Source organism: Bacillus alveayuensis (assembly GCA_030812955.1).
Lineage (GTDB): Bacteria > Bacillota > Bacilli > Bacillales > Aeribacillaceae > Bacillus_CB > Bacillus_CB alveayuensis.
The window spans coordinates 584786-606356 of record JAUSTR010000001.1; the positions used below are offsets into that span (position 1 = coordinate 584786).

The window sequence follows — 21571 nt, forward strand, 5'->3', positions numbered from 1 at the left end:
CAATTTGTTTCGAGGATTACTGATTGCTTTTCTTACCATTGCTCTAATCGGAACCGGTTATTGGGGGTATAAAGAACACCAAGAAAAAAATGCTGTTTTAATACAAGCGGAAAACAATTACCAAAGAGCTTTTCACGACTTAACGTATCAGATTGACCAGCTTCATGACAAAATTGGCTCAACACTTGCCATGAACTCACGAAAATCGCTATCACCAGCTTTAGCTGAAGTTTGGCGCATTTCTTCAGAAGCCCATAGTGATGTTGGACAGTTACCATTAACATTATTGCCTTTTAATAAAACAGAAGAGTTTTTATCAAATATTGGCCAATTTAGTTATCAAACGGCTGTAAGGGATTTAACGAAAAATCCGCTGTCCAAACAAGAATATAATACGTTAAAAAAACTATATCAGGATGCTGCGGAAATTCAAAATGAGCTTCGAAAAGTGCAGCATTTAGTGTTGGAAAACAATTTAAGATGGATGGATGTTGAACTTGCTTTAGCTTCTGGACAAAAACAAATGGACAATACGATTATTGATGGTTTAAAGACGGTTGAGAAAAATGCAGAAGAATATTCGGAATCTAATTTTGGAGCAACCTTTACAGCCATGAAAAAGCGAAATAATTTTGACCATTTAGAAGGAAATACGATTTCAAGGGAAGAAGCGAAAAAGATCTCCTTGCGTTTTGCTCCTAAAAACGTTGATCGAATCGAAATTACTGAAAACGGAAAAGGAGCTTCATTTGGATTTTATAGTATTACGATGCATGACCGTGAAAATCAACATGATCTTTACATGGATATTACGAAAAAGGGCGGATATCCTATCTATTTACTTCATAACCGTGAAATACAAGAACAAAAAATTAGTTTGAATGAGGCTTCAAATAAGGCTGTACAATTTTTGAAAAAACAAGGGATGCGTGATCTCGAACTATTTGAAAGTTCTCAATATGACAATATCGGAGTATTTACGTTTGTTTCGAACATAGGCAATGTTCGCATTTATCCAGATTCAATTCGTATAAAGGTTGCATTAGATAACGGCGAAGTCATCGGTTATTCAGCTCGAGATTATTTGGCGGCAAATAAAAAGCGTACGATTCCAAAGCCTGCTATTTCAAAAGAAGAAGCACAAAAACAAATTAATCCAAATGTACAAATACAAGAAAGCCGCTTAGCGGTCATTGCAAATGATTTAGGTCATGAAGTATTATGCTATGAATTTTTAGGTACAATGAATGAAGATACGTACAGAATATTTGTGAACGCATTAGATGGGACAGAAGAAAAAGTAGAAAAATTAAAAAATGCTGAACCGATTTATCGAAACATGTAGGAAAAGCTGATTTGGGCTTTTCCTTTTTTTTATTCCATGCTTTAATAAAAAGAGAGTTTATGAAAGCATTGTAGATGAAAGAGTGATTGGTTAGTGGTAAATATTGGTGTGATTTTAACGTTGCAAAGAGTTCGAGATCAAGATGAAAAACTAAGAAGTAAACTAATTGATCGTCAAAATGGAGAATTATTCATTGATTATCCTACAAGTGAACAAACGGGAAAAACTGTATATTTAGAAAATGGAGCAGAGTTGCTCGTGACATTTGTGAACGAATCCCAAAAAGTCTACTGCTTTAAAACAAAAGTTATTGGAAAGCGCAAAGTAAATATTCCGATGATTGTGTTAAAAGAGCCACCTCCAGATGGATATAAACAAATACAAAGACGACAATTCGTCCGCATTGAAGCAAGTATTGATGCAGCGATTCATCCGATCAATAGGGAGTTTCCTCCATTTACAACGATTACGGATGATATTAGTGGAGGTGGAATATCGATTGTACTTCCAAAACAACATGCATTACATTCAGGCTTTGACGTCCAAGTATGGCTTGTATTACCATTCCAAGATGGAAGCATTGATTATTTAACGGTTAATGCCCAAGTCGTTCGCCTTTCGGAAGAAAACGATCGCCAAGTGCAGATAGCATCATTAAAGTTTTTAGATATCGATGATAAAAGCCAGCAAAAGTTAATGCGATTTTGCTTTGAAACACAATTGCAGCAAAAAAAGAAAGGTATTTTTGAATAGTAAAGAAGAAAGAATATCATAATAATGAAAAAAATGTTAGGAAAGATCAAAAATGAAACGTGTAGAGCGCATAATCATTAAATTGCTGCTAATTCATCTCTTTCTGCTCATCATTGCCCAAATTTTCTTAAAACAGGATGATGTTCGCCCTTTTTTATCAAAAGCTATACAGTATGAAGGTGTCGGAAACATGACCATTACAGAATGGGTGGAAACGTTCCATCAATGATAGATAGATTTTTGGGGAATTATTTGTTTGAAGATTATGATTTTATGAAAGTCTATTGTCATGATTCATCCAAACGTATTAATATAATCGGAGCGACAATTCCATTGCCTCTCTTCAAGCCCTTTTCAATCCAAATGATAACATTTTATGTGAATAGGGGATGAATAATGGAAAAAAAAATATCCATTGCTATTGACGGTCCTGCTGCTGCAGGAAAAAGTACGGTAGCAAAAATGATTGCTAAAGATCTATCCTATGTCTACATCGATACAGGTGCGATGTACCGTGCTTTGACGTATATGGCTCTAAAAAAAAAGATCGATCTTGAAAATGAAGAAGAATTGGCGAATCTTCTTTCTACAATTCATATTCGATTAGTATTAGACGAGACGGGACAGAAAGTATTTGTCAATGATGAAGATGTGACAGATGTGATTCGTTCAAATGAAGTGACGAGCAATGTATCCGTTGTTGCGAAACATCCAAAAGTAAGAAAGGAAATGGTGTTACGACAGCGCGACATGGCTCATGGCGGTGGTGTCGTCATGGATGGCCGGGATATCGGAACACACGTATTGCCATATGCCGAATTAAAGGTCTTTTTAAAGGCTTCAGTGGATGAAAGGGCAAAAAGGAGACATGAGGAAAATTTACGAAAAGGATTTGAATCAAACTTAGAAAAAATAAAAGAAGAAATTAGAAAACGGGATAAGCTTGATTCAGAAAGGGAGACAGCCCCACTAAGAAAAGCGAAGGATGCAATCGAAATAGATACTACAGCATTATCGATTGAAGAAGTAGTGGAAAAGATAAAAAAACTTATTAAAGGTAGGATAGGATAATGAAGGGATTTTATCGCTTCGCTAGGATGGTCGTCTATTCTCTTTTGAAACCGTTATATCGAGTAGAAATAATCGGAATTGAAAACTTTCCTAAAACGGGTCCAGTGTTATTATGCTCGAATCATATTGATAATTTAGATCCACCTATAATTGGAATTACAGCACCAAGACAAATTAAATTTATGGCAAAGGAAGAACTATTTAAAATTCCTGTTTTGAAAAATGTCATTCATATGTTAGGTGCTTTTCCTGTCAAAAGGGGATTTGCGGATCGCGACGCCATTAGAATGGGCTTGAAAGTTTTAAAAGAAGGGGAAGTGCTTGGTCTTTTTCCAGAAGGGACAAGAAGCAAAACTGGCAAGCTCGGAAAAGGATTAGCTGGAGCAGGTTTTTTCGCCCTTCGTTCACGAGCTATCGTTTTACCGTGTGCCATTATTGGACCTTACAAGCTTCTTGGTAAGGTAAAGGTCGTATATGGAAAGCCGATTGATTTTGAACAATTCCGCAAACAAAAAATATCAGCTGAACAAGCAACAGAAATCATCATGAGAGAAATTCAACATTTACTTGAAAAGGATCCTTCATCATATGTTTGACTTGACAAATAATAGGATTTATTAGAAGTTATTAAAAAGAGGTTTTTTTCATTCTATTTAGAAAACCATTATTCTAATTAGAATGGTACATAAACTTTTTATGTTGAGTGTAAAGGGCTTGACCAAGGAGGTAAATGGAATGGTAGAAGAAATGAATAACATTGAAGTACAATCACCCGAAGTAGGTGATGTGGTAACAGGCATCGTGACGAAAGTAGAAGATAAGCAGGTAATTGTAGAGATTAAGAATTGCAAGCAGCCTGGTATTATTCCGATAAGCGAATTATCTAGCTTACATATTGAAAAAGCATCAGATGTCGTGAAAGAAAATGATGAACTTCAATTAAAAGTTATTAAAGTAGAAGATGAAGCTATTATTGTCTCAAAAAGCAAAGTAGATGCAGATCGAGCATGGGATGATTTACAACAAAAATTTGCTAATCAAGAAGTTTTTGAGGCAGAGGTTAAAGATGTTGTAAAAGGTGGATTAGTCGTTGATTTAGGTGTTCGCGGATTTATTCCTGCCTCATTAGTAGAAACTTACTACGTTGAAGATTTTTCGAACTATAAAGGCAAAAAATTATCATTAATGGTTGTTGAGCTTGACCGTGAGAAAAATCGTGTTATTTTATCACATCGAGCTGTTGTTGAAAAAGAACAAGCAGAGAAAAGAGAGGAATTATTAAATTCCATTCAACCAGGTGATATATTAGAAGGAACCGTTCAACGTTTAGCGGATTTTGGTGCCTTCGTTGATATCGGTGGAATCGATGGACTTGTACATATTTCTCAACTTTCACACACTCATGTTGAAAAAACGTCAGACGTAGTAGAAGAAGGGCAAAAAGTAAAAGTGAAAGTGTTGGCTGTTGACCGTGATAATGAACGTATTTCTTTATCCATTAAAGAGACTTTACCTGGACCTTGGGAACAAGTATCCGAAAAAATAAAAGTGGGCGATGTCGTTGAGGGAACGGTTAAACGTCTTGTTTCTTTTGGTGCCTTTGTTGAAATTTTCCCAGGTGTTGAAGGACTTGTTCATATTTCTCAAATTTCTCACAAACATATTGGAACACCGCATGAAGTGTTAAAAGAAGGGGAAACGATTAAAGTCAAAGTTCTTGACATGAATGAGGAAGAACAACGTATATCATTAAGCATGAAAGAATTAGAAGAAAACCCGAAAATAGAAAAAGAAGACTACCGTCAATATCAAGCTAAGGATGAACCAACAGGCTTCCAATTAGGGGAAGTGATTGGAGATCAACTTAATAAATTAAAATAATTGGTGATAAATTTGAATAGAGCACAAAGAAAGCTAGACCATATTCATTATGCCATTCGTTCAACACAGGATGGGAATAACGGTCTTTCTGACATTCGGTTCGTGCAAGGGATATACACGTTGAGAGTTATGCAAATCGAACCCTACATTCACCTTCTTAAAGGTGGATGTAGGGTTTTTTACATGATTTGTAGTCTAGATTACGTTGCTACGTTTCTTTCTAACCTACAAGAAACGTTCAAACTTTTATTTGTTTCGTTTCCGTGAATCCTCTGGACTTTCTAATCTTGTCGCACCTTGAAATGTAAGGGCTTGATCTCGATCAGATTCTACTCTATTTTCTTTCTTCAGCTTTTTTTCTTGTCGGTCTTTTCCCATTGTTTATCCCCCTTTCTTCCATCCTTTTTATTATGCGTCTTCTTATAATTCCATAAACTTTGATTAAGTTAAATAAATTTTCCCTATAATGGGGAATAATAGGAGGGGGAAGAGATGGAAGGTATTTTTTATTATTGGGTCATGTGGGGCTTTTGGATTATCACGACTTTTTGGATGAAAAAAAATAACGTGCGTTTTTGGTTTTCGTTTTTTATTTTATCCAACATTGCTGTTAGTCATCTATATTGGCAGCTTAAGGATTTCTCTTTCAATTTTTCTTATTTGCTATTTTTAATTTTTGGCATGATGATGATGAATCAGACAAAGCATTACATATTTTCTGTCTTTTCCGTTTTAACGATTTCATTTGCCTATGCAGCCATACAGCTAGTTTATGTATATGATCCCGTCCTCTTTTGGATAGATATTCAGATCGTTAGTGCCATTATGACTTGCTGGCTTTCCTTGTTATTAGGCAGAAAGAAAAAACAATCATTTGCCTATTTACTAACCGGCTTATGCTATGGAGAGGCACTATTTTGGTTTATCATATCATCAATCTATAAGCCAGTGACGGTCGGCGGCTTTCCTTTTTTAGAAACAATCGTTTTGTCTAATGCCTTTTTATTCTTATGGGAGCTACTAAAAGGAATAACAAATTTTTTAGAGCAATTGGTAGAAAAAACAGTAAAGGAGAAGCAAGAACGTTATGAATGAGTATACGTTTCCGATAATGTTTGGAGTTTTGGCAGGGGTCGTTGCAAGATTATATATGCTCAAAACAGATTATCGTCAATATCCTACCTATTTGCATGGAAAAATTATCCACATTGCTCTAGGATTTATTGCAGCGGGCCTTGGAACCATTGCAGTGCCCGCTATTATGGAAAAAGAATTTACGGCCATTACCTTTTTGACTCTGGCAGCTTCACAATTTCGTGAAGTACGCAATATGGAGCGTAATACGCTAACGGAACTGGATAAATTTGAGCTTGTACCGAGAGGAAATACTTATATTGAAGGGATCGCTATTGCCTTTGAAAGTCGAAATTATTTAGTTATTTTTACTTCTTTAAGCGTCACTTTTGCCTATTTAATTTTTAATTTTTGGTTAAGCCTTTTCGTAGCTATTATATGTATGTTTCTAGCCAAAATGTTGATGTCTGGGGGTACGTTAAAGGATATTGTGGATATTGAATATGTGAAACCCCATTTTGAAGGATCAGGACTTTATGTAGATAACATTTATATTATGAATATTGGAATCCCGGAAAAACGTGATTTAGTTTTGAAATATGGGATGGGATTTATTTTAAAGCCGAAAAATTTTAATGCAAGAACGACCATTGCGAATTTAGGTCAAAGACAAGCGGTATTACATGATGTTTCAACCGCTTTGGGAGTGATACGTGACAGTGGTGAACCATCACTCGTTCCTTTGGCAAAACGAGATCTAGATGACGGACGTGTCGGGGTGTTCGTTTTACCTCAAAAACAAGATATTCCAACAGCTATCCGTGTAATTGGAAATGTTCCAACATTAGAAAATGCCATTCGCATGCCAACAGAGTCTGATGCGAATAAGAAAGGAAGTATGATGAAATGATTATCGAAAAATCCATTCTTGCCGTCATCACAACAGATGCGACTAAGGTACAAGGATCAACTTCTGTTTTTATTTGTAAGGATCGAGAGGAAATGGATATTTTTGCAAAAAACTTAGAAGCCATTTTAGACGGAATAGCTCATGCAATTGGAGAAGATCTTTATGTTATTGTCAAGCATTTTTAGGCGATATTGTCGATTGCAAAAAACTACTATATAATATGATAGTTGACCCTTCTGGTGGAAGAAGGGTCTCTTTTGTACGTGAACGTTTTCTATTCTCTGATCGATTATATTCGAAAAGTTGAGATAAAAATGAAAGGAAGGGTTTATTGTGCCGAAACCTGTTGTTGCCATTGTAGGTCGACCGAATGTTGGAAAGTCAACGATTTTTAACCGGATTGTTGGTGAGCGTGTTTCAATAGTAGAAGATATACCTGGAGTTACACGAGATCGCATTTATGCTGAAGCAGAGTGGCTGACTCATCAATTTAATATCATTGATACTGGTGGTATTGAAATAGGGGATGAGCCATTTTTAGCACAAATTCGCCATCAAGCGGAAATCGCCATTGACGAAGCCGATGTGATCATATTTGTTACAAATGGACGGGAAGGATTAACTGCAGCCGATGAAGAAGTAGCGAAAATTTTATATCGATCCAATAAGCCGGTTGTTTTAGCTGTTAATAAAATCGATAACCCGAATATGCGCGAGCAAATTTTTGATTTTTATTCACTCGGCTTTGGAGAACCATTTCCGATTTCCGGTTCCCATGGAATTGGATTAGGAGACTTATTAGATGAAGTAGTAAAACATTTTAAAAATAAAACGGAAGAAGAATACGATGAAGATATCATAAAATTTTCATTAATTGGACGTCCGAATGTCGGGAAATCATCACTTGTGAACGCTATATTAGGGGAAGAGCGTGTTATTGTAAGCGATATAGCTGGAACAACACGTGATGCGATTGATACAACGTTTACTTATAATGGGCAAGATTTTGTTATTATTGATACGGCAGGAATGAGAAAAAAAGGTAAAGTTTATGAATCAACAGAAAAATATAGCGTACTTCGAGCATTAAAGGCGATTGAACGTTCAGATGTTGTTCTAGTCGTTTTAAATGGAGAAGAAGGAATTATTGAACAAGATAAACGAATTGCTGGGTATGCACATGAAGCTGGAAAGGGCGTTGTCATAGTTGTCAATAAATGGGATGCTGTGGAAAAAGATGAAAAAACGATGAAGCAATTTGAGCAAAAAATCCGCGATCATTTTTTATTTTTAGATTATGCTCCTATGGTTTTTTTGTCAGCGAAAACAAAAAAGCGTCTTCATACATTAATGCCTAATATTATTATGGCAAGCGAAAATCATGCTAAACGTGTACAAACAAACGTCCTAAATGATGTTATAATGGACGCAGTAGCCATGAATCCGACTCCAACGGATAAAGGAACAAGATTAAAAATTTATTATGCTACGCAAGTGGCTGTTAAACCACCGACTTTTGTTATTTTTGTCAATGACCCTGAATTGCTGCATTTCTCTTATGAACGCTTTTTAGAAAACCGCATTCGGGACGCCTTTGGGTTCGAGGGAACTCCGATCAAAATTATTGCTCGAGCGAGAAAATAAGAACGAATAATGTGAGTAGTCAAAAACGTTTCATCTACTCACTTTTTCTTTAAGGAGAAGCATTGATCCTATGAAAAAGGAAGTGAATGGCATGGAAAAAATCACGGTATTAGGGGCTGGCAGCTGGGGAACGGCTTTAGCCCTTGTTTTAAGTGATAATGGTCACGTAGTTCGATTATGGGGGCATCGAAAAGAGCATATTGAATCCATTCAATTATCGCGAGTAAATGAAAAATATTTGCCGAATGTAAAATTACCGAAAAATATTGAAGCGATTGCCTCATTACCGGAAGCAGTAGAAAATATTAATACCATTGTTCTCGCTGTTCCAACAAAAGCGATTCGTGAAGTATTAAGACAATTGCAGCATCATTTAACTCAACCTGTATTACTGATTCATGTTAGTAAAGGAATCGAACCAGATACTTTAAAGAGAATTTCTGAAATGATTGAAGAAGAAATGCGTGAAGATTTGTTAGAAGATGTTGTAGTTTTATCAGGACCAAGTCATGCTGAAGAAGTAAGTTTACGACAACCAACCACTGTTACATCTTCGAGTAAAAATATGAAAGCGGCGGAATATGTTCAAGACCTATTTATTAATCAATATTTTCGTGTTTATACAAATCCAGACGTGGTCGGTGTTGAAATCGGAGGAGCATTAAAAAATATCATTGCTTTAGCGGCCGGAATTAGTGATGGATTAGGTTATGGGGATAATGCGAAAGCAGCTTTAATGACAAGAGGACTTGCGGAAATTGCTCGGATTGGCAGCAAAATGGGGGCAAATCCACTCACTTTTTCCGGATTAACGGGTATAGGCGATTTAATCGTAACATGTACAAGTGTTCATTCACGGAATTGGCGAGCTGGAAATATGTTAGGGAAAGGACAAAAATTAGAAGAAGTATTAAATCAAATGGGGATGGTTGTAGAAGGTGTTCGCACTACGAAAGCAGCTTATCAATTAGCGAAGAAGTATGATGTGAAAATGCCGATCACAATGGCTTTATACGATGTCTTATTTAATGGAAAACATCCGAAAGATGTAGTCGAATCGTTAATGGCTCGGGGAAAAACACATGAAATGGAAGATTTAGTAAATATCATGGAGGGCCGTGCGATCAATAATGGAAACAGCCTGTAAATTCCTATGATGATAGCTTTGTGATATTAGGCATGCCTTTAATGAGCCTGTTTTGGAAAGCTTTCCATTTTAGTTGTGTTAAGACATTTTTTACTACACGTTGTCATCTCTAGGTGAAAAGAATGTTAGGACTTTTTGTCTTTCTCTTTATCATTGAACGGGTGATCGGTTATGATATAATGATTTTCGAGAAAAAGGAGCGAAGCACGTATGTCACAAGGTTTAATTAAGATGTGGATTGCATTAGCCTCCATGGCGTTTATGTTTATTGCTGTTTTTTCCATTTATTTAAGTCGTTTTAAATTAAAAAGTAAAATATGGAAAATCCTTTTTTCTACGATTGCGTACATATTTATGATTTTAGCGGGAATCATCATCTTTTTTGTAGTCTTTTCTGGACCAGTAAATGAATAAAAAAAGGAAGATGGATATTTATGAAAAAAGCGGTCAATATCTTCATTATTTTGCTCTATATACCGTTATTAAGCGGGTGTCTTTACCCGGAAGAACGACTTGCTAAAAATCAAATTCCTTATGAGGCGCAAATTGCTTCTGTTCAAACTGCTGTTGATCAATATCAAGAAAAAACAGGTGGTTTATTACCTATTAAAACGCGTGACATGTCCACTCCTATTTATCAAAAATATCCAATCGACTTTAATCTTTTAATACCTGAATATTTGTCAGAACCACCGGGAACAGCTTATGAAAATGGGGGAATTTATTTATATGTGCTGATAGATGTAGAAGAAGACCCAACTGTAAAATTAATAGACTTGCGTATTGCTGAACAAATTCGTGAAATTAAACTTCGGATTAATGCGTACAGAGACTCGCATGGATATCCCCCTTTTAAAGAGGAAATTACACATGGTGTTTACACGTTAGATTTTCAGAAATTAGGTTATCAAGAGGATCCTCAAGTTGAGAGTCCATTTTCCAATGAATATTTGCCATTTGTCATTGATAGTCAAGGAGAAGTATACGTGGATTATCGTTTAGACCTGTATCAAGCTCTCCTGGAAAATGGAAATGACGTTCAGCAAGGAGATGATATTCGTTACTTGTTAGTTGAAGATTCTCCTTTTGTACCAGCCTTCTCTTTGCCTTATACAATTGATGAAAACAATGAACCGATCTTTTTGTTAAATTAAGTCATGAACCCTTCTCTTAAGTCATACATCTTAAGAGAAGGGTTTATTTTTTATCTTACGGAAATGAAATCATGTGAAGCACAGGAAACAGAGAGAGGTTCCGTTTTTTAAAAATACAAATAATAAACAATGCCAGTCATAAATGAGTCGGACAACATCATAAACTTATACTGTCTAGCCATTTGAATGAAATAGTTACTATCATCTTGGGACTAATAAGTCGGGAGGGGATCACTTGGAAAAGGTAGATATTTTCAAAGATATTGCGGAACGAACAGGCGGTGATATTTATCTAGGAGTTGTTGGTGCAGTTCGAACTGGTAAATCAACGTTTATCAAAAAATTTATGGAATTAGTGGTACTTCCAAATATTGAAAATGAAGCAGATAAAGCTCGCGCACAAGATGAGCTCCCACAAAGTGCTGCTGGGAGAACGATCATGACTACAGAGCCTAAATTTGTCCCGAATCAAGCGGTAACGGTTCATGTTGATGAGGGGCTTGATGTCAATATAAGAATGGTTGATTGTGTTGGATATACAGTTCCAGGGGCGAAAGGGTACGAAGATGAAAACGGGCCGAGGATGATTAATACTCCGTGGTATGAAGAACCGATTCCTTTTCATGAGGCAGCAGAGATCGGGACGAGAAAAGTCATTCAAGAACACTCAACAATCGGAGTGGTCATTACAACAGATGGATCGATTGGAGAAATTCCTCGCTCTGATTATGTAGAAGCAGAAGAAAGGATCATTGAGGAGTTAAAAGAAGTCGGGAAACCGTTTATTATGATTGTGAATTCAGTTCATCCTCATCACCCTGAAACAGAACAATTGCGGAAAGAATTAAATGAAAAATACGATATACCGGTTTTAGCGATGAGTGTGGAAAGTATGCGAGAGTCTGATGTGATGAATGTTTTAAGAGAAGCGCTTTTCGAGTTTCCTGTATTGGAAGTCAATGTCAACTTGCCAAGCTGGGTGATGGTATTAAAAGAAGATCATTGGCTTCGTCAAAGCTATCAAGATACTGTCAAAGAAACAGTGAAAGATATTAAGAGATTGAGAGATGTGAATCAAGTTGTTGAGCAGTTTAGTGAATATGATTTTATTGAACGGGCAGGGCTTGCGGGCATTGAAATGGGTCAAGGAATTGCAGAAATAGATTTGTACGCACCAGATGACTTATATGATCAAATCCTAAAGGAAGTCGTTGGCGTCGAAATCAGAGGTAAGGATCACCTTCTTCAGTTAATGCAGGATTTCGCTCATGCAAAAGCAGAATACGACCAAGTGGCTGATGCCTTGAAAATGGTGAAGCAAACAGGGTATGGGATTGCAGCTCCAGCTTTAACGGATATGAGCTTAGACGAACCAGAAATCATCCGCCAAGGATCTCGTTTTGGTGTACGCTTAAAAGCAGTAGCCCCTTCAATTCACATGATTAAAGTTGATGTTGAAAGTGAATTTGCCCCGATTATTGGAACCGAAAAACAAAGTGAAGAGCTTGTCCGATACTTAATGCAAGATTTTGAAGATGATCCTTTATCCATATGGAATTCCGATATTTTTGGAAGGTCTTTAAGCTCAATAGTTCGTGAGGGAATACAGGCGAAATTGTCACTCATGCCTGAAAATGCCCGCTATAAATTAAAAGAAACGTTAGAAAGAATTATTAATGAAGGATCTGGCGGACTTATTGCGATTATTCTATAAACATAGACCTCTTCGTAATAGAGGTCTATTTTTTATATTTAGGCTGTTTTCGTAAACATTTTTGCTTTCAGAATGTCCATGAACCGAACAAAGCACGTGTCCGGACAAATCACAGGTGTCCGACCATCGACTGTTGTTCGGTTCATGTCACGCTACACGCGTGAAATAGGAAGCGTATCGCTTGCCTATGACCGTCAAAAAGCTATAGTGAAGCAACAATCTTTTAGAAAAGAGCCTATATTCAAATAACAACCAAGAGTTGCTGAACTTTGATTTTCTAGGGGTTCATCCATGAAATGTGCTTGATTCATTAACAGAGGATATGTTAATCTTTTATCAGAAAATCTTCTCTTAATTGGACTTTCATTCCTGTAAAACCATTTCTTTTGTGAAAAAACATTGAAATCTGTTGTTTTATCGATTAATATAAGCGTGTTAACATCTTATTTACTTATGAAATGTATAGAAATTGGAAGAACTGTGAAGAAATGAATATAACATATCCTTTGGGAGGAGGTGAAACGATGAACAAAACAGAGTTAATCAACCAAGTAGCTGAATTAAGTGAATTATCAAAAAAAGATGCGACAAAAGCTGTAGAAGCAGTTTTTGATACAATTTTAGAAGCGTTAAAAAATGGTGATAAAGTTCAACTAATCGGATTTGGCAACTTTGAAGTACGTGAGCGTGCAGCTCGCAAAGGCCGTAATCCGCAAACTGGTGAAGAAATCGAAATTCCTGCGAGCAAAGTTCCTGCCTTCAAACCTGGCAAAGCTTTGAAAGACGCAGTTGCTGGAAAATAATTATGTATGGGATACTTCACTTCACATACATAAAAGCATTTCTTCACAAAATGAAAAGCCCCTTAAAATGGGGCTTTTATTATTATTTTGCTTTTTTTTATGTATTTGTGCTAGAATCGGTATACACACGCTTCTGATTCAGGGGGAAAAAGGATGTCAAAAATTAATAAAGAACAAATTGAATATGCTGTCAGATTAATATTAGAAGCTATTGGAGAAGATCCAAATCGAGAGGGACTACTTGAAACGCCGAAAAGGGTTGCCAAAATGTATGAAGAAGTATTTTCCGGATTACACCAAGATCCGAAAGAATATTTTAACACCGTTTTTGGTGAAGATCATGAAGAACTTGTTCTTGTAAAAGATATTCCGTTTTATTCAATGTGTGAGCATCATCTCGTTCCGTTTTTTGGTAAAGCGCACGTTGCCTATATTCCTAAAGGCGGGAAAGTAACCGGTCTTAGCAAGCTGGCCCGTGCTGTGGAAGCTGTTGCAAGGCGTCCGCAACTACAAGAACGTATTACCTCTACCATTGCGGATAGCATAGTTGAATCATTGCAGCCGCATGGGGTTATGGTGGTCGTTGAAGCAGAGCATATGTGTATGACGATGCGTGGTGTAAAAAAACCTGGTTCTAAAACTGTTACATCTGCTGTTAGAGGCTGCTTTTTAAACGATGATGCTGCTCGTAGTGAGGTATTATCACTCATTCGTGATTCATAAGATCAATGAAAATGGTAGGTGATAGAAAATGAATCAAGCAGGAAATGATTTTGTCGTCATTAAGGCAAACGAGGATGGAGTGAATGTGATTGGGTTAACAAGAGGCTCTGATACGCGATTTCATCATTCTGAAAAGCTAGATAAAGGGGAAGTGATGATCGCGCAATTTACTGAACATACTTCCGCAATCAAAGTGCGCGGAAAGGCACTTATTCTAACAAGTCATGGAGAAATTGAAAGTGATTCTCGTAAATAAGCAGGCTTTCCTGCTTCTTTTCTTTTATGTCGAATATCTTCAACAGCATTCTTTTTTTATGGTATAATAAACTTTGTTTATATCAAGCATTGACAGGGACAAGGGTGATTCACTTGAAGGACATCTTTAATCATATGAATGGCTTAAAACAGAAAATTGAGCAAAACCTATCACATCCATTCTTATCTAAACATGTACAAAAGCCTAATATTGATGAGGACAAGCTGCTCTTATTTTATGCTATGTTTAAAGAAGCGAATGTTTCAGAAAAAGAACTTGAAAAGTATGTTGTAACCGCTATGCTTGTCCAGATAGCCCTTGATACCCATGATTTAGTAGGAATTGTAAAGTGTCATGGACGAAAGGAGTTTGTTGAACGTCAATTAACCGTTTTAGCCGGGGACTATTTTAGTGGGCTTTATTATTATATTTTGGCAAACATGAACGATATTAAAATGATTCAAACTTTTGCCATTGCCATAAAAGAAATCAATGAACATAAAATACGACTATATCAATCGAAACAAGACGTAAAAAAGATGATTGAAAATATTATGACGATCGAAACGGCTTTGTTTCAACGAATTGGAGAGCATCTTCAAGTCAAAACGTTACCAAAATTGTCGCAATTTTATTTAACGTTTAAGCGGCTTTGTCAAGAAAAAAATAACTACGAAGTTGGTCAAAGCTCCATTTTCCAGAAGGGTATTGATCAAATGACGAAAAATCAACAAGAATCTGTATTCTCCATTATTATAGAGTTTTGTCAGCATTATTTTCACGAAATAATCCGTATGTTAGAAACGAATTTAAAGCATTCGTCCACGATTAAAGAATTCATTTTTGATCGAATACATACATTAAGATTCACATATGAAAGAACGTTTAACAACATGGTGGAAGAAGGGTAAAACATGGTGCAGTCAAAAGAAGAAAAAGTACATAAAGTGTTTGAAACGATCTATAAACATTATGATCGAATGAATTCAGTTATTAGCTTTAAACGTCATGTAGCTTGGCGGAAAGAAACGATGAAAAGAATGAATGTAAGGCCAGGATCAGAGTGCCTAGATGTTTGCTGTGGAACAGCAGATTGGACCATTGCCCTTGCCCATGCAGCTGGAAAAAATGGAAAAGTGATTGGCCTTGACTTTAGCAAAAATATGTTAAGCATCGGAGAGCAAAAAGTTAAGGAACAGCATTTGGAAAATGTGAAATTAATTTGGGGAAATGCTATGGAATTGCCGTTTGAGGATAACCGTTTTGATTATGTTACAATCGGGTTTGGCTTACGGAACGTACCTGATTACATGCAAGTGCTAAAAGAAATGTACCGCGTAACAAAACCTGGCGGGAAAGTCGTGTGTTTAGAAACTTCTCAACCAACAATGATCGGATTTCGGCAGCTATATTTATTTTATTTCCGCTATATTATGCCTCTTTTTGGAAAATTATTTGCAAAAAGTTACGAAGAGTACTCTTGGCTGCAAGAATCTGCACGAGATTTTCCAGGAATGAAAGAATTGAAAAAAATGTTTGAACAGGCAGGATTGATTGATGTAGAAGTAAAGGCTTTTACAGGTGGAGTTGCTGCGATGCATTTAGGATACAAACCGAAACTTAAACAATAAGGTGAAATGAATGAAGTTTAAAGCGATGTATTCTTTTTTGGAACAAGATCTAAATATTGTTGAACGAGAATTAGAAAAAACGATTCAATCAACAGATCCTCTATTAAGTGATGCGGGGCTACATCTCTTACAAGCGGGTGGGAAGAGAATTCGCCCTGTTTTTGTCTTGTTATCAGCGATGTTTGGAAAATACGATATCAACACGATAAAGAAGGTTGCTGTTGCCTTAGAATTAATTCATATGGCTTCACTTGTACATGATGATGTCATTGATGATGCTGAAATTCGCAGGGGAAGAGAAACGATAAAAGCGAAATGGGATAATTTAATCGCTATGTATACAGGGGACTATTTGTTTGCACGATCACTCCAATTGATAACGGAAATCGAAAATCCTCTTGCCCATCAAATATTATCGAAAACGATTGTGGAAGTTTGTTTAGGAGAAATTGAGCAAATTAAAGATAAATTTCATTATGAGCAAACATACAAAACATATTTAAAAAGAATAAAGCGTAAGACAGCTTTATTAATTGCCGCCAGCTGTCAAGTTGGAGCTGTTTGTGCAGAAGTTCCGGATGAATGGCACAAAAAGCTATATTGGTTCGGATATTATGTTGGTCTTTCATTTCAAATTGTTGATGATATACTTGACTTCACTTCAACGGAAAAAGAGCTTGGAAAACCTGTGGGTAGTGATTTATTACAAGGAAATATTACATTACCTGTGTTATTTGCTATGAAGGATCCTGCAATTAAACAGCGCATCATTCAAATCAATGAAAATACCACTCCAGAAGAAATAAAACCAGTTATTGATGATATTAAAAATAGCGGTGCAATCGAGCATTCTTTTGAAATTAGCAACCGTTATTTAATGAAAAGTTTGCAATTCATAGATCAATTGCCAAAGTGTAAAGCAAGAACGGCATTAATGAAAATTGCAAAGTATATTGGAAAAAGGAAATTTTAAGTTTGCGAAAACGGTTTAATAGTGGTAATATTTTGTTGGGTTATTTATGAAAGCCTATACATATTGCTAGTGGGGTGGACTAAAATGGAAAAAACGTTTTTAATGGTAAAGCCAGATGGTGTTCAGCGCCAATTAATTGGCGAAATTGTTTCAAGATTCGAACGCAAAGGCTTACAGCTTGTTGGAGCAAAGCTTATGCAAATTTCCGAGGAGTTAGCTGAACAGCATTACGGTGAACATAAGGGGAAACCTTTCTTTACGGAACTTGTCGAGTTTATTACATCAGGACCAGTGTTTGCAATGGTTTGGCAAGGAGAAAATGCGATTGAAATATGCAGACAAATGATGGGGAAAACGAATCCGAAAGAAGCACTTCCAGGAACGATAAGAGGAGATTTTGGGATGTTTGTAGGGAAAAATGTTATTCACGGATCCGACTCACCTGAAAGTGCAGAACGAGAAATTCAACTATTTTTTAAAGAAGAAGAATTGCTTACATATGATCGACATATCAACACGTGGATTTATTAATACCTTTTCTTTTTGTCAAAATGCTGGCCTTATTGGCTGGCGTTTTTTTTGTACTACTTTGTATGAAGGATCTAACGGCTAATGTTGCAACGTCACTTGATCCATGTAGATAGCATCAAGTTTTAGGAAATGAAAAACTTTTCACCAACTTTTTTGATTCTATTATATACTTGATAATAAGAAAAATAGTACTAGGAGAGTTGAAAATTGGCAGATCAAGAATATTTGCAGTTTATTGAAAAAGTGAAAAGAAAAACTGGAATTGACCTTTCACAATACAAAGAGACGCAAATGAAAAGAAGGCTAGTCTCATTGTATGAAAAAAAGGGGTTTAAGTCTTTTCAAGAATTTTTTTTAGCAATGGAAAGAGATGAAGATTTATTCAGACAATTTTTGGATCGAATGACGATTAACGTCTCAGAATTTTTTCGCAACATTCAACGATGGAAAGTATTAGAGGAATCTATACTCCCAGTTTTAATGGAAAAGAAAAAAAGTTTAAAAATTTGGAGTGCTGCCTGTTCAACAGGTGAAGAGCCTTATACGATTGCCATCATTGTTTCAAAATTTTTGCCTTTTTCAAATGTACATATTTTGGCGACCGATATAGATGGAAATGCTTTACAGATTGCAAAAGCTGGGGTTTATTCGCAGCGATCTCTTCAGGAAGTACCTTTAAATATAAAAAAAAGTTTTTTTCATATGCATGGCGAACAATATATGGTGAAAGATGAAATCAAGCGCGCTGTAACGTTTAAAAAACATAATTTACTTGCGGATGCATACGAAACTGGTTTCGACTTAATCGTTTGTCGAAATGTTCTAATCTATTTTACAGAAGCAGCAAAAAAAGAAATTTATCAAAAATTTTCTAAATCTTTAAATGATCATGGTGTATTATTTGTTGGCAGCACAGAGCAAATTTTCAATCCAGAACACTATCAATTGCGACCTATTGAAACGTTTTTCTATCAAAAAATTCATTCATAATTTTCTATTCAATTTTTTTATTTTATGTTATAGTTACTTAAAAGCGTTAACGTGCTGAAGGGAGAGAAAGAGAGAAAATGAGGTACTTGACAGCAGGGGAGTCTCATGGACCACAGTTAACAACGATTATTGAGGGGGTACCAGCTGGTTTACCTTTAACAGCAGAAGATATTAACACAAATCTTGCGAGAAGACAAAAAGGTTATGGACGTGGCAGAAGGATGCAAATTGAAAAAGATCAAGTACAGATCGCAGGCGGCGTCCGTCATGGAAAAACACTCGGTTCACCGATCGCTTTAGTTGTTGAAAATAAAGACTGGAAGCATTGGACAAACATTATGGGTATTGAGCCAATTAAGGAAGAAGAAAACGAAATAAAACGGCAAATTTCACGACCTAGGCCGGGTCATGCTGATCTAGTTGGGGGTATTAAATACGGCCATCGTGATATGAGAAACGTGCTCGAACGTTCTTCTGCCCGAGAAACAACCGTGCGTGTTGCAGCAGGTGCAGTAGCGAAAAAGATTTTATCAGAACTAGGTATTCAAGTAGTTGGCCATGTTCTGGAAATTGGCGGTGTACGAGCAAATGAGGTTTCTTATCGTTCATTAAAAGATTTGATGGAAAAAACAGAAAAATCGGAAGTTCGCTGTGCTGATGAAACGGTAGAAAAGAAGATGATGGAAGTCATCGACAATGCGAAAGCAAATGGCGATTCAATTGGCGGAATTGTTGAAGTAGTAGTAGAAGGTGTTCCAGCAGGAGTAGGAAGCTATGTTCATTATGATCGAAAACTGGACGGAAAAATCGCTCAAGCAATCGTCAGCATTAATGCCTTTAAAGGTGTCGAATTCGGAATTGGATTTGAAGCAGCTAGACGATTTGGAAGCCAAGTTCATGATGAAATTGTTTGGGAAAAAGGGAAAGGGTATTCGAGAAAAACGAATCGCCTAGGTGGTTTTGAAGGTGGAATGACGACAGGGATGCCAATTGTCGTTAGGGGAGTGATGAAACCAATTCCTACTTTGTATAAGCCGCTTCAAAGTGTCGATATTGAGACGAAAGAGCCATTTCAAGCGAGCATTGAAAGATCTGATAGCTGTGCGGTACCAGCAGCTGCTGTAGTTGCTGAAGCCGTTGTAGCATGGGAAGTGGCAAATGCAATTGTGGAACAGTTTGGAGTAGACCGCATGGATTTGATTAAAGAGAATGTTGAACGGGTGCGAGAGTATGCGAGGGATTTTTAATGAAAGAAATAAAAGTTCAAACAACTAGCCGTACGTATCCAGTGATCATCGGGAAAAATTTAATATCTCATTTATCGAATATTCTATCAAATATTGAACTTGCACCGACAAAAATGATGGTCATAACAGATGAAACCGTCTCAACTCTTTTTCGCGATCGGTTTGAAAGGGAGTTAAAAACTATTGGGATCGATTATTTCTTTCATGTCGTCCCTAGTGGTGAGAAATCGAAATCGTTTGAGACGTATTATGAATGTATGACCGCTGCCTTAACGAATCACCTTGATCGCCGATCGTTAATGATTGCATTTGGCGGTGGGGTGATTGGTGATTTAACAGGCTTTATTGCTGCTACATATATGCGCGGCATTCCTTTTCTGCAAATTCCGACGACTTTATTAGCTCATGACAGTGCTGTTGGAGGTAAGGTTGCCATCAACCATCCTCTTGGAAAGAATATGATTGGCGCTTTTTATCAGCCCCATGCAGTTATATATGATATTCAATTTTTAGAAACATTGCCAATTGATGAGATTCGTTCAGGTTTTGCAGAAGTTGTGAAGCATGGTTTGATTAAGGACCCTTTATTTGTTGATTGGCTAGTTCAACATGTGCATCATCTGCAACAATTAAAGGAAGAGCAATTGTTAACGTTTATTGAAAAAGGGATTACAATTAAAGCAGAAATCGTTTCAGAAGATGAAAAGGAATTAGGAACAAGAGCATTTTTAAACTTTGGCCATACGCTTGGCCATGCACTTGAAGCTGCGCTCGGCTATGGACGAATTTCCCATGGTGATGCGGTCGCTATTGGCATGCTTTTTGCCCTCTATGTCAGTAATCAAACATTTGGAATTGATTTAGGATATGAACGAATGAAAGAATGGTTCCAAAAAATTGGTTTCCCGACTTCAGTTCATTCTTCTATTTCAAGCGAACAATTATGTGAGCGAATGAAAAACGATAAAAAATCCGTCAACAATGAAATTCGAATGGTGCTTTTAGAAAATATCGGAACTCCCAAATTAGTCAATTTTGATGAAAAAACGATTTATTCTTTATTACAGCAATGGAGAGGGGGAGCGATATGATACGCGGAATACGTGGCGCCATAACTGTTGACGCTAATGAGGAAAAGGAAATTGTTGAAGCTACAGAACGCCTTTTGCAGGAAATGGTGAAACAAAATGATATTACACCGGAACGAGTTGCTTCTGTTTTTATTTCAGCCACCCAAGATTTAACCGCTCAATTTCCAGCAAAAGCGTTGAGAAGATTAGAGGGATGGACGTTTGTTCCCGTCACATGCATGCAAGAAATGATAGTGCCGGGAAGCCTTGAAAAATGTATCAGAATTATGATGCATGTGGATACCGAACGTTCTCAAAACGAAATTTCCCACATTTATTTAGAAAAGGCCAAAAATTTGCGGCCAGATTTAATTGACAAACAAGCTTAATCTTTATTAAGATAGTCAATAAAGGTTTGTTATTAAAGTTTTAGTTCAGTTAGGGTAGTTGAGAATGAGTCAGTTTAGCAGAGGAGGAGCCAATGAAGCGTGAAACTGCCCAAAAACATTGGTTTTTGGGCTTTTTTTACATTTTTGCCATGTTCATATGTTCAAGAAGAACGGACTCACACGATTTGTTTTTTCTCCATATTTCTTAAATTCAATTCTTCTTGTTCATTGTATGATTCATGTAGTCAAATCCTCAATAATCCTC

Annotated in this window: 26 protein-coding genes; 25 read left to right on the forward strand and 1 reads right to left on the reverse strand. The window is 36.6% G+C overall.

Features of this window, described 5'->3' with window-relative positions; all coding sequences use genetic code 11:
- Positions 1-4 precede the first annotated feature (4 nt).
- From ypeB to rpsA, 6 genes are all read left to right on the forward strand, one after another.
- Positions 5-1345 carry a germination protein YpeB gene (ypeB, locus tag J2S06_RS02920; protein ID WP_419151228.1) on the forward strand — a complete coding sequence of 447 codons (1341 nt, stop codon included), beginning with the start codon at positions 5-7 and terminating at the stop codon, positions 1343-1345.
- Positions 1346-1438: 93 nt separating this feature from the next.
- On the forward strand, positions 1439-2098 hold the full coding sequence (locus J2S06_RS02925) for a flagellar brake protein (RefSeq protein ID WP_419151229.1): 660 nt from the start codon (positions 1439-1441) through the stop codon (positions 2096-2098).
- A 52-nt stretch (positions 2099-2150) separates the two neighbouring features.
- Positions 2151-2327: a DUF5359 family protein gene (locus tag J2S06_RS02930; RefSeq protein WP_160299080.1), complete on the forward strand. Its 177-nt coding sequence runs from the start codon at positions 2151-2153 to the stop codon at positions 2325-2327.
- Positions 2328-2494: 167 nt separating this feature from the next.
- Positions 2495-3169 (forward strand): (d)CMP kinase, encoded by a 675-nt coding sequence (gene cmk / locus J2S06_RS02935; RefSeq protein ID WP_419151230.1) that lies wholly within the window; start codon positions 2495-2497, stop codon positions 3167-3169.
- Complete coding sequence (locus J2S06_RS02940; RefSeq protein ID WP_044749053.1) at positions 3169-3765, forward strand: lysophospholipid acyltransferase family protein; 597 nt, start codon at positions 3169-3171, stop codon at positions 3763-3765. Before cmk ends, J2S06_RS02940 begins: the two co-directional genes overlap by 1 nt.
- A 139-nt stretch (positions 3766-3904) precedes the next feature.
- Positions 3905-5050, forward strand: coding sequence for a 30S ribosomal protein S1 (gene rpsA, locus J2S06_RS02945; protein ID WP_044749054.1), 1146 nt, complete (start codon positions 3905-3907; stop codon positions 5048-5050).
- 246 nt (positions 5051-5296) lie between these two features.
- On the opposite strand, the gene J2S06_RS02950 is transcribed toward rpsA, so the two are convergent.
- Complete coding sequence (locus tag J2S06_RS02950) at positions 5297-5428, reverse strand: YpzI family protein (protein ID WP_083979028.1); 132 nt, start codon at positions 5426-5428, stop codon at positions 5297-5299.
- A 114-nt stretch (positions 5429-5542) separates the two neighbouring features.
- Here J2S06_RS02950 and J2S06_RS02955 point away from each other — a divergent pair, with 114 nt between their 5' ends.
- From J2S06_RS02955 to aroH, 19 genes are all read left to right on the forward strand, one after another.
- Complete coding sequence (locus tag J2S06_RS02955; RefSeq protein ID WP_044749055.1) at positions 5543-6145, forward strand: YphA family membrane protein; 603 nt, start codon at positions 5543-5545, stop codon at positions 6143-6145.
- Positions 6138-7034 carry a YIEGIA family protein gene (locus J2S06_RS02960; protein WP_419151231.1) on the forward strand — a complete coding sequence of 299 codons (897 nt, stop codon included), beginning with the start codon at positions 6138-6140 and terminating at the stop codon, positions 7032-7034. The genes J2S06_RS02955 and J2S06_RS02960 overlap by 8 nt, the downstream gene beginning before the upstream one ends.
- Positions 7031-7219, forward strand: coding sequence for a capping complex subunit for YIEGIA (locus tag J2S06_RS02965; protein ID WP_044749057.1), 189 nt, complete (start codon positions 7031-7033; stop codon positions 7217-7219). Before J2S06_RS02960 ends, J2S06_RS02965 begins: the two co-directional genes overlap by 4 nt.
- Before the next feature lie 148 nt (positions 7220-7367).
- Positions 7368-8678 carry a ribosome biogenesis GTPase Der gene (der, locus tag J2S06_RS02970; RefSeq protein WP_044749058.1) on the forward strand — a complete coding sequence of 437 codons (1311 nt, stop codon included), beginning with the start codon at positions 7368-7370 and terminating at the stop codon, positions 8676-8678.
- Between the two features lie 91 nt (positions 8679-8769).
- The gene (locus J2S06_RS02975; protein WP_152642916.1) at positions 8770-9825 is read left to right on the forward strand and encodes an NAD(P)H-dependent glycerol-3-phosphate dehydrogenase; all 1056 of its coding nucleotides are present in this window, start codon (positions 8770-8772) and stop codon (positions 9823-9825) included.
- A 210-nt stretch (positions 9826-10035) separates the two neighbouring features.
- Positions 10036-10239, forward strand: a complete 204-nt coding sequence (locus J2S06_RS02980; protein ID WP_044749060.1) for a DUF2768 domain-containing protein — start codon at positions 10036-10038, stop codon at positions 10237-10239.
- Positions 10240-10259: 20 nt separating this feature from the next.
- Entirely contained in the window at positions 10260-10979 is a 720-nt protein-coding gene (locus J2S06_RS02985) for a hypothetical protein (RefSeq protein WP_044749061.1), read from the forward strand.
- A gap of 235 nt (positions 10980-11214) precedes the next feature.
- On the forward strand, positions 11215-12693 hold the full coding sequence (gene spoIVA, locus J2S06_RS02990) for a stage IV sporulation protein A (RefSeq protein WP_044749062.1): 1479 nt from the start codon (positions 11215-11217) through the stop codon (positions 12691-12693).
- A 524-nt stretch (positions 12694-13217) separates the two neighbouring features.
- On the forward strand, positions 13218-13496 hold the full coding sequence (locus J2S06_RS02995; RefSeq protein ID WP_044749063.1) for an HU family DNA-binding protein: 279 nt from the start codon (positions 13218-13220) through the stop codon (positions 13494-13496).
- Positions 13497-13649: 153 nt separating this feature from the next.
- On the forward strand, positions 13650-14219 hold the full coding sequence (gene folE, locus J2S06_RS03000; RefSeq protein WP_044749064.1) for a GTP cyclohydrolase I FolE: 570 nt from the start codon (positions 13650-13652) through the stop codon (positions 14217-14219).
- A gap of 28 nt (positions 14220-14247) precedes the next feature.
- Positions 14248-14475 carry a trp RNA-binding attenuation protein MtrB gene (gene mtrB / locus J2S06_RS03005; protein WP_044749065.1) on the forward strand — a complete coding sequence of 76 codons (228 nt, stop codon included), beginning with the start codon at positions 14248-14250 and terminating at the stop codon, positions 14473-14475.
- A 113-nt stretch (positions 14476-14588) separates the two neighbouring features.
- On the forward strand, positions 14589-15386 hold the full coding sequence (locus tag J2S06_RS03010; protein ID WP_044749066.1) for a heptaprenyl diphosphate synthase component 1: 798 nt from the start codon (positions 14589-14591) through the stop codon (positions 15384-15386).
- A 3-nt stretch (positions 15387-15389) separates the two neighbouring features.
- Positions 15390-16106, forward strand: coding sequence for a demethylmenaquinone methyltransferase (locus J2S06_RS03015; protein ID WP_419151232.1), 717 nt, complete (start codon positions 15390-15392; stop codon positions 16104-16106).
- 10 nt (positions 16107-16116) lie between these two features.
- A complete protein-coding gene (gene hepT, locus J2S06_RS03020) occupies positions 16117-17079 on the forward strand; it encodes a heptaprenyl diphosphate synthase component II (RefSeq protein ID WP_419151233.1) in 963 nt (320 codons plus the stop codon).
- An 84-nt stretch (positions 17080-17163) separates the two neighbouring features.
- Complete coding sequence (ndk, locus tag J2S06_RS03025; RefSeq protein WP_044749069.1) at positions 17164-17610, forward strand: nucleoside-diphosphate kinase; 447 nt, start codon at positions 17164-17166, stop codon at positions 17608-17610.
- A gap of 207 nt (positions 17611-17817) precedes the next feature.
- Entirely contained in the window at positions 17818-18600 is a 783-nt protein-coding gene (locus tag J2S06_RS03030; RefSeq protein ID WP_419151234.1) for a CheR family methyltransferase, read from the forward strand.
- Between the two features lie 77 nt (positions 18601-18677).
- Positions 18678-19847 carry a chorismate synthase gene (gene aroC, locus J2S06_RS03035; RefSeq protein ID WP_419151235.1) on the forward strand — a complete coding sequence of 390 codons (1170 nt, stop codon included), beginning with the start codon at positions 18678-18680 and terminating at the stop codon, positions 19845-19847.
- On the forward strand, positions 19847-20938 hold the full coding sequence (aroB, locus tag J2S06_RS03040) for a 3-dehydroquinate synthase (RefSeq protein WP_419151236.1): 1092 nt from the start codon (positions 19847-19849) through the stop codon (positions 20936-20938). The genes aroC and aroB overlap by 1 nt, the downstream gene beginning before the upstream one ends.
- Positions 20935-21306, forward strand: coding sequence for a chorismate mutase (gene aroH / locus J2S06_RS03045; protein WP_419151237.1), 372 nt, complete (start codon positions 20935-20937; stop codon positions 21304-21306). Before aroB ends, aroH begins: the two co-directional genes overlap by 4 nt.
- Positions 21307-21571 lie beyond the last annotated feature (265 nt).

Excerpts from the sequence above, each read along its gene's own strand:
- J2S06_RS02930 (WP_160299080.1), top strand. The coding sequence starts at position 2,151 with ATGAAACGTGTAGAGCGCATAATCATTAAATTGCTGCTAATTCATCTC.
- cmk (WP_419151230.1), top strand. The coding sequence starts at position 2,495 with ATGGAAAAAAAAATATCCATTGCTATTGACGGTCCTGCTGCTGCAGGA.
- J2S06_RS02940 (WP_044749053.1), top strand. The coding sequence starts at position 3,169 with ATGAAGGGATTTTATCGCTTCGCTAGGATGGTCGTCTATTCTCTTTTG.
- rpsA (WP_044749054.1), top strand. The coding sequence starts at position 3,905 with ATGGTAGAAGAAATGAATAACATTGAAGTACAATCACCCGAAGTAGGT.
- J2S06_RS02950 (WP_083979028.1), bottom strand. The coding sequence starts at position 5,428 with ATGGGAAAAGACCGACAAGAAAAAAAGCTGAAGAAAGAAAATAGAGTA.
- J2S06_RS02955 (WP_044749055.1), top strand. The coding sequence starts at position 5,543 with ATGGAAGGTATTTTTTATTATTGGGTCATGTGGGGCTTTTGGATTATC.
- J2S06_RS02960 (WP_419151231.1), top strand. The coding sequence starts at position 6,138 with ATGAATGAGTATACGTTTCCGATAATGTTTGGAGTTTTGGCAGGGGTC.
- J2S06_RS02965 (WP_044749057.1), top strand. The coding sequence starts at position 7,031 with ATGATTATCGAAAAATCCATTCTTGCCGTCATCACAACAGATGCGACT.
- J2S06_RS02975 (WP_152642916.1), top strand. The coding sequence starts at position 8,770 with ATGGAAAAAATCACGGTATTAGGGGCTGGCAGCTGGGGAACGGCTTTA.
- J2S06_RS02980 (WP_044749060.1), top strand. The coding sequence starts at position 10,036 with ATGTCACAAGGTTTAATTAAGATGTGGATTGCATTAGCCTCCATGGCG.
- J2S06_RS02985 (WP_044749061.1), top strand. The coding sequence starts at position 10,260 with ATGAAAAAAGCGGTCAATATCTTCATTATTTTGCTCTATATACCGTTA.
- J2S06_RS02995 (WP_044749063.1), top strand. The coding sequence starts at position 13,218 with ATGAACAAAACAGAGTTAATCAACCAAGTAGCTGAATTAAGTGAATTA.
- folE (WP_044749064.1), top strand. The coding sequence starts at position 13,650 with ATGTCAAAAATTAATAAAGAACAAATTGAATATGCTGTCAGATTAATA.
- mtrB (WP_044749065.1), top strand. The coding sequence starts at position 14,248 with ATGAATCAAGCAGGAAATGATTTTGTCGTCATTAAGGCAAACGAGGAT.
- J2S06_RS03015 (WP_419151232.1), top strand. The coding sequence starts at position 15,390 with ATGGTGCAGTCAAAAGAAGAAAAAGTACATAAAGTGTTTGAAACGATC.
- hepT (WP_419151233.1), top strand. The coding sequence starts at position 16,117 with ATGAAGTTTAAAGCGATGTATTCTTTTTTGGAACAAGATCTAAATATT.
- ndk (WP_044749069.1), top strand. The coding sequence starts at position 17,164 with ATGGAAAAAACGTTTTTAATGGTAAAGCCAGATGGTGTTCAGCGCCAA.
- aroC (WP_419151235.1), top strand. The coding sequence starts at position 18,678 with ATGAGGTACTTGACAGCAGGGGAGTCTCATGGACCACAGTTAACAACG.
- aroB (WP_419151236.1), top strand. The coding sequence starts at position 19,847 with ATGAAAGAAATAAAAGTTCAAACAACTAGCCGTACGTATCCAGTGATC.
- aroH (WP_419151237.1), top strand. The coding sequence starts at position 20,935 with ATGATACGCGGAATACGTGGCGCCATAACTGTTGACGCTAATGAGGAA.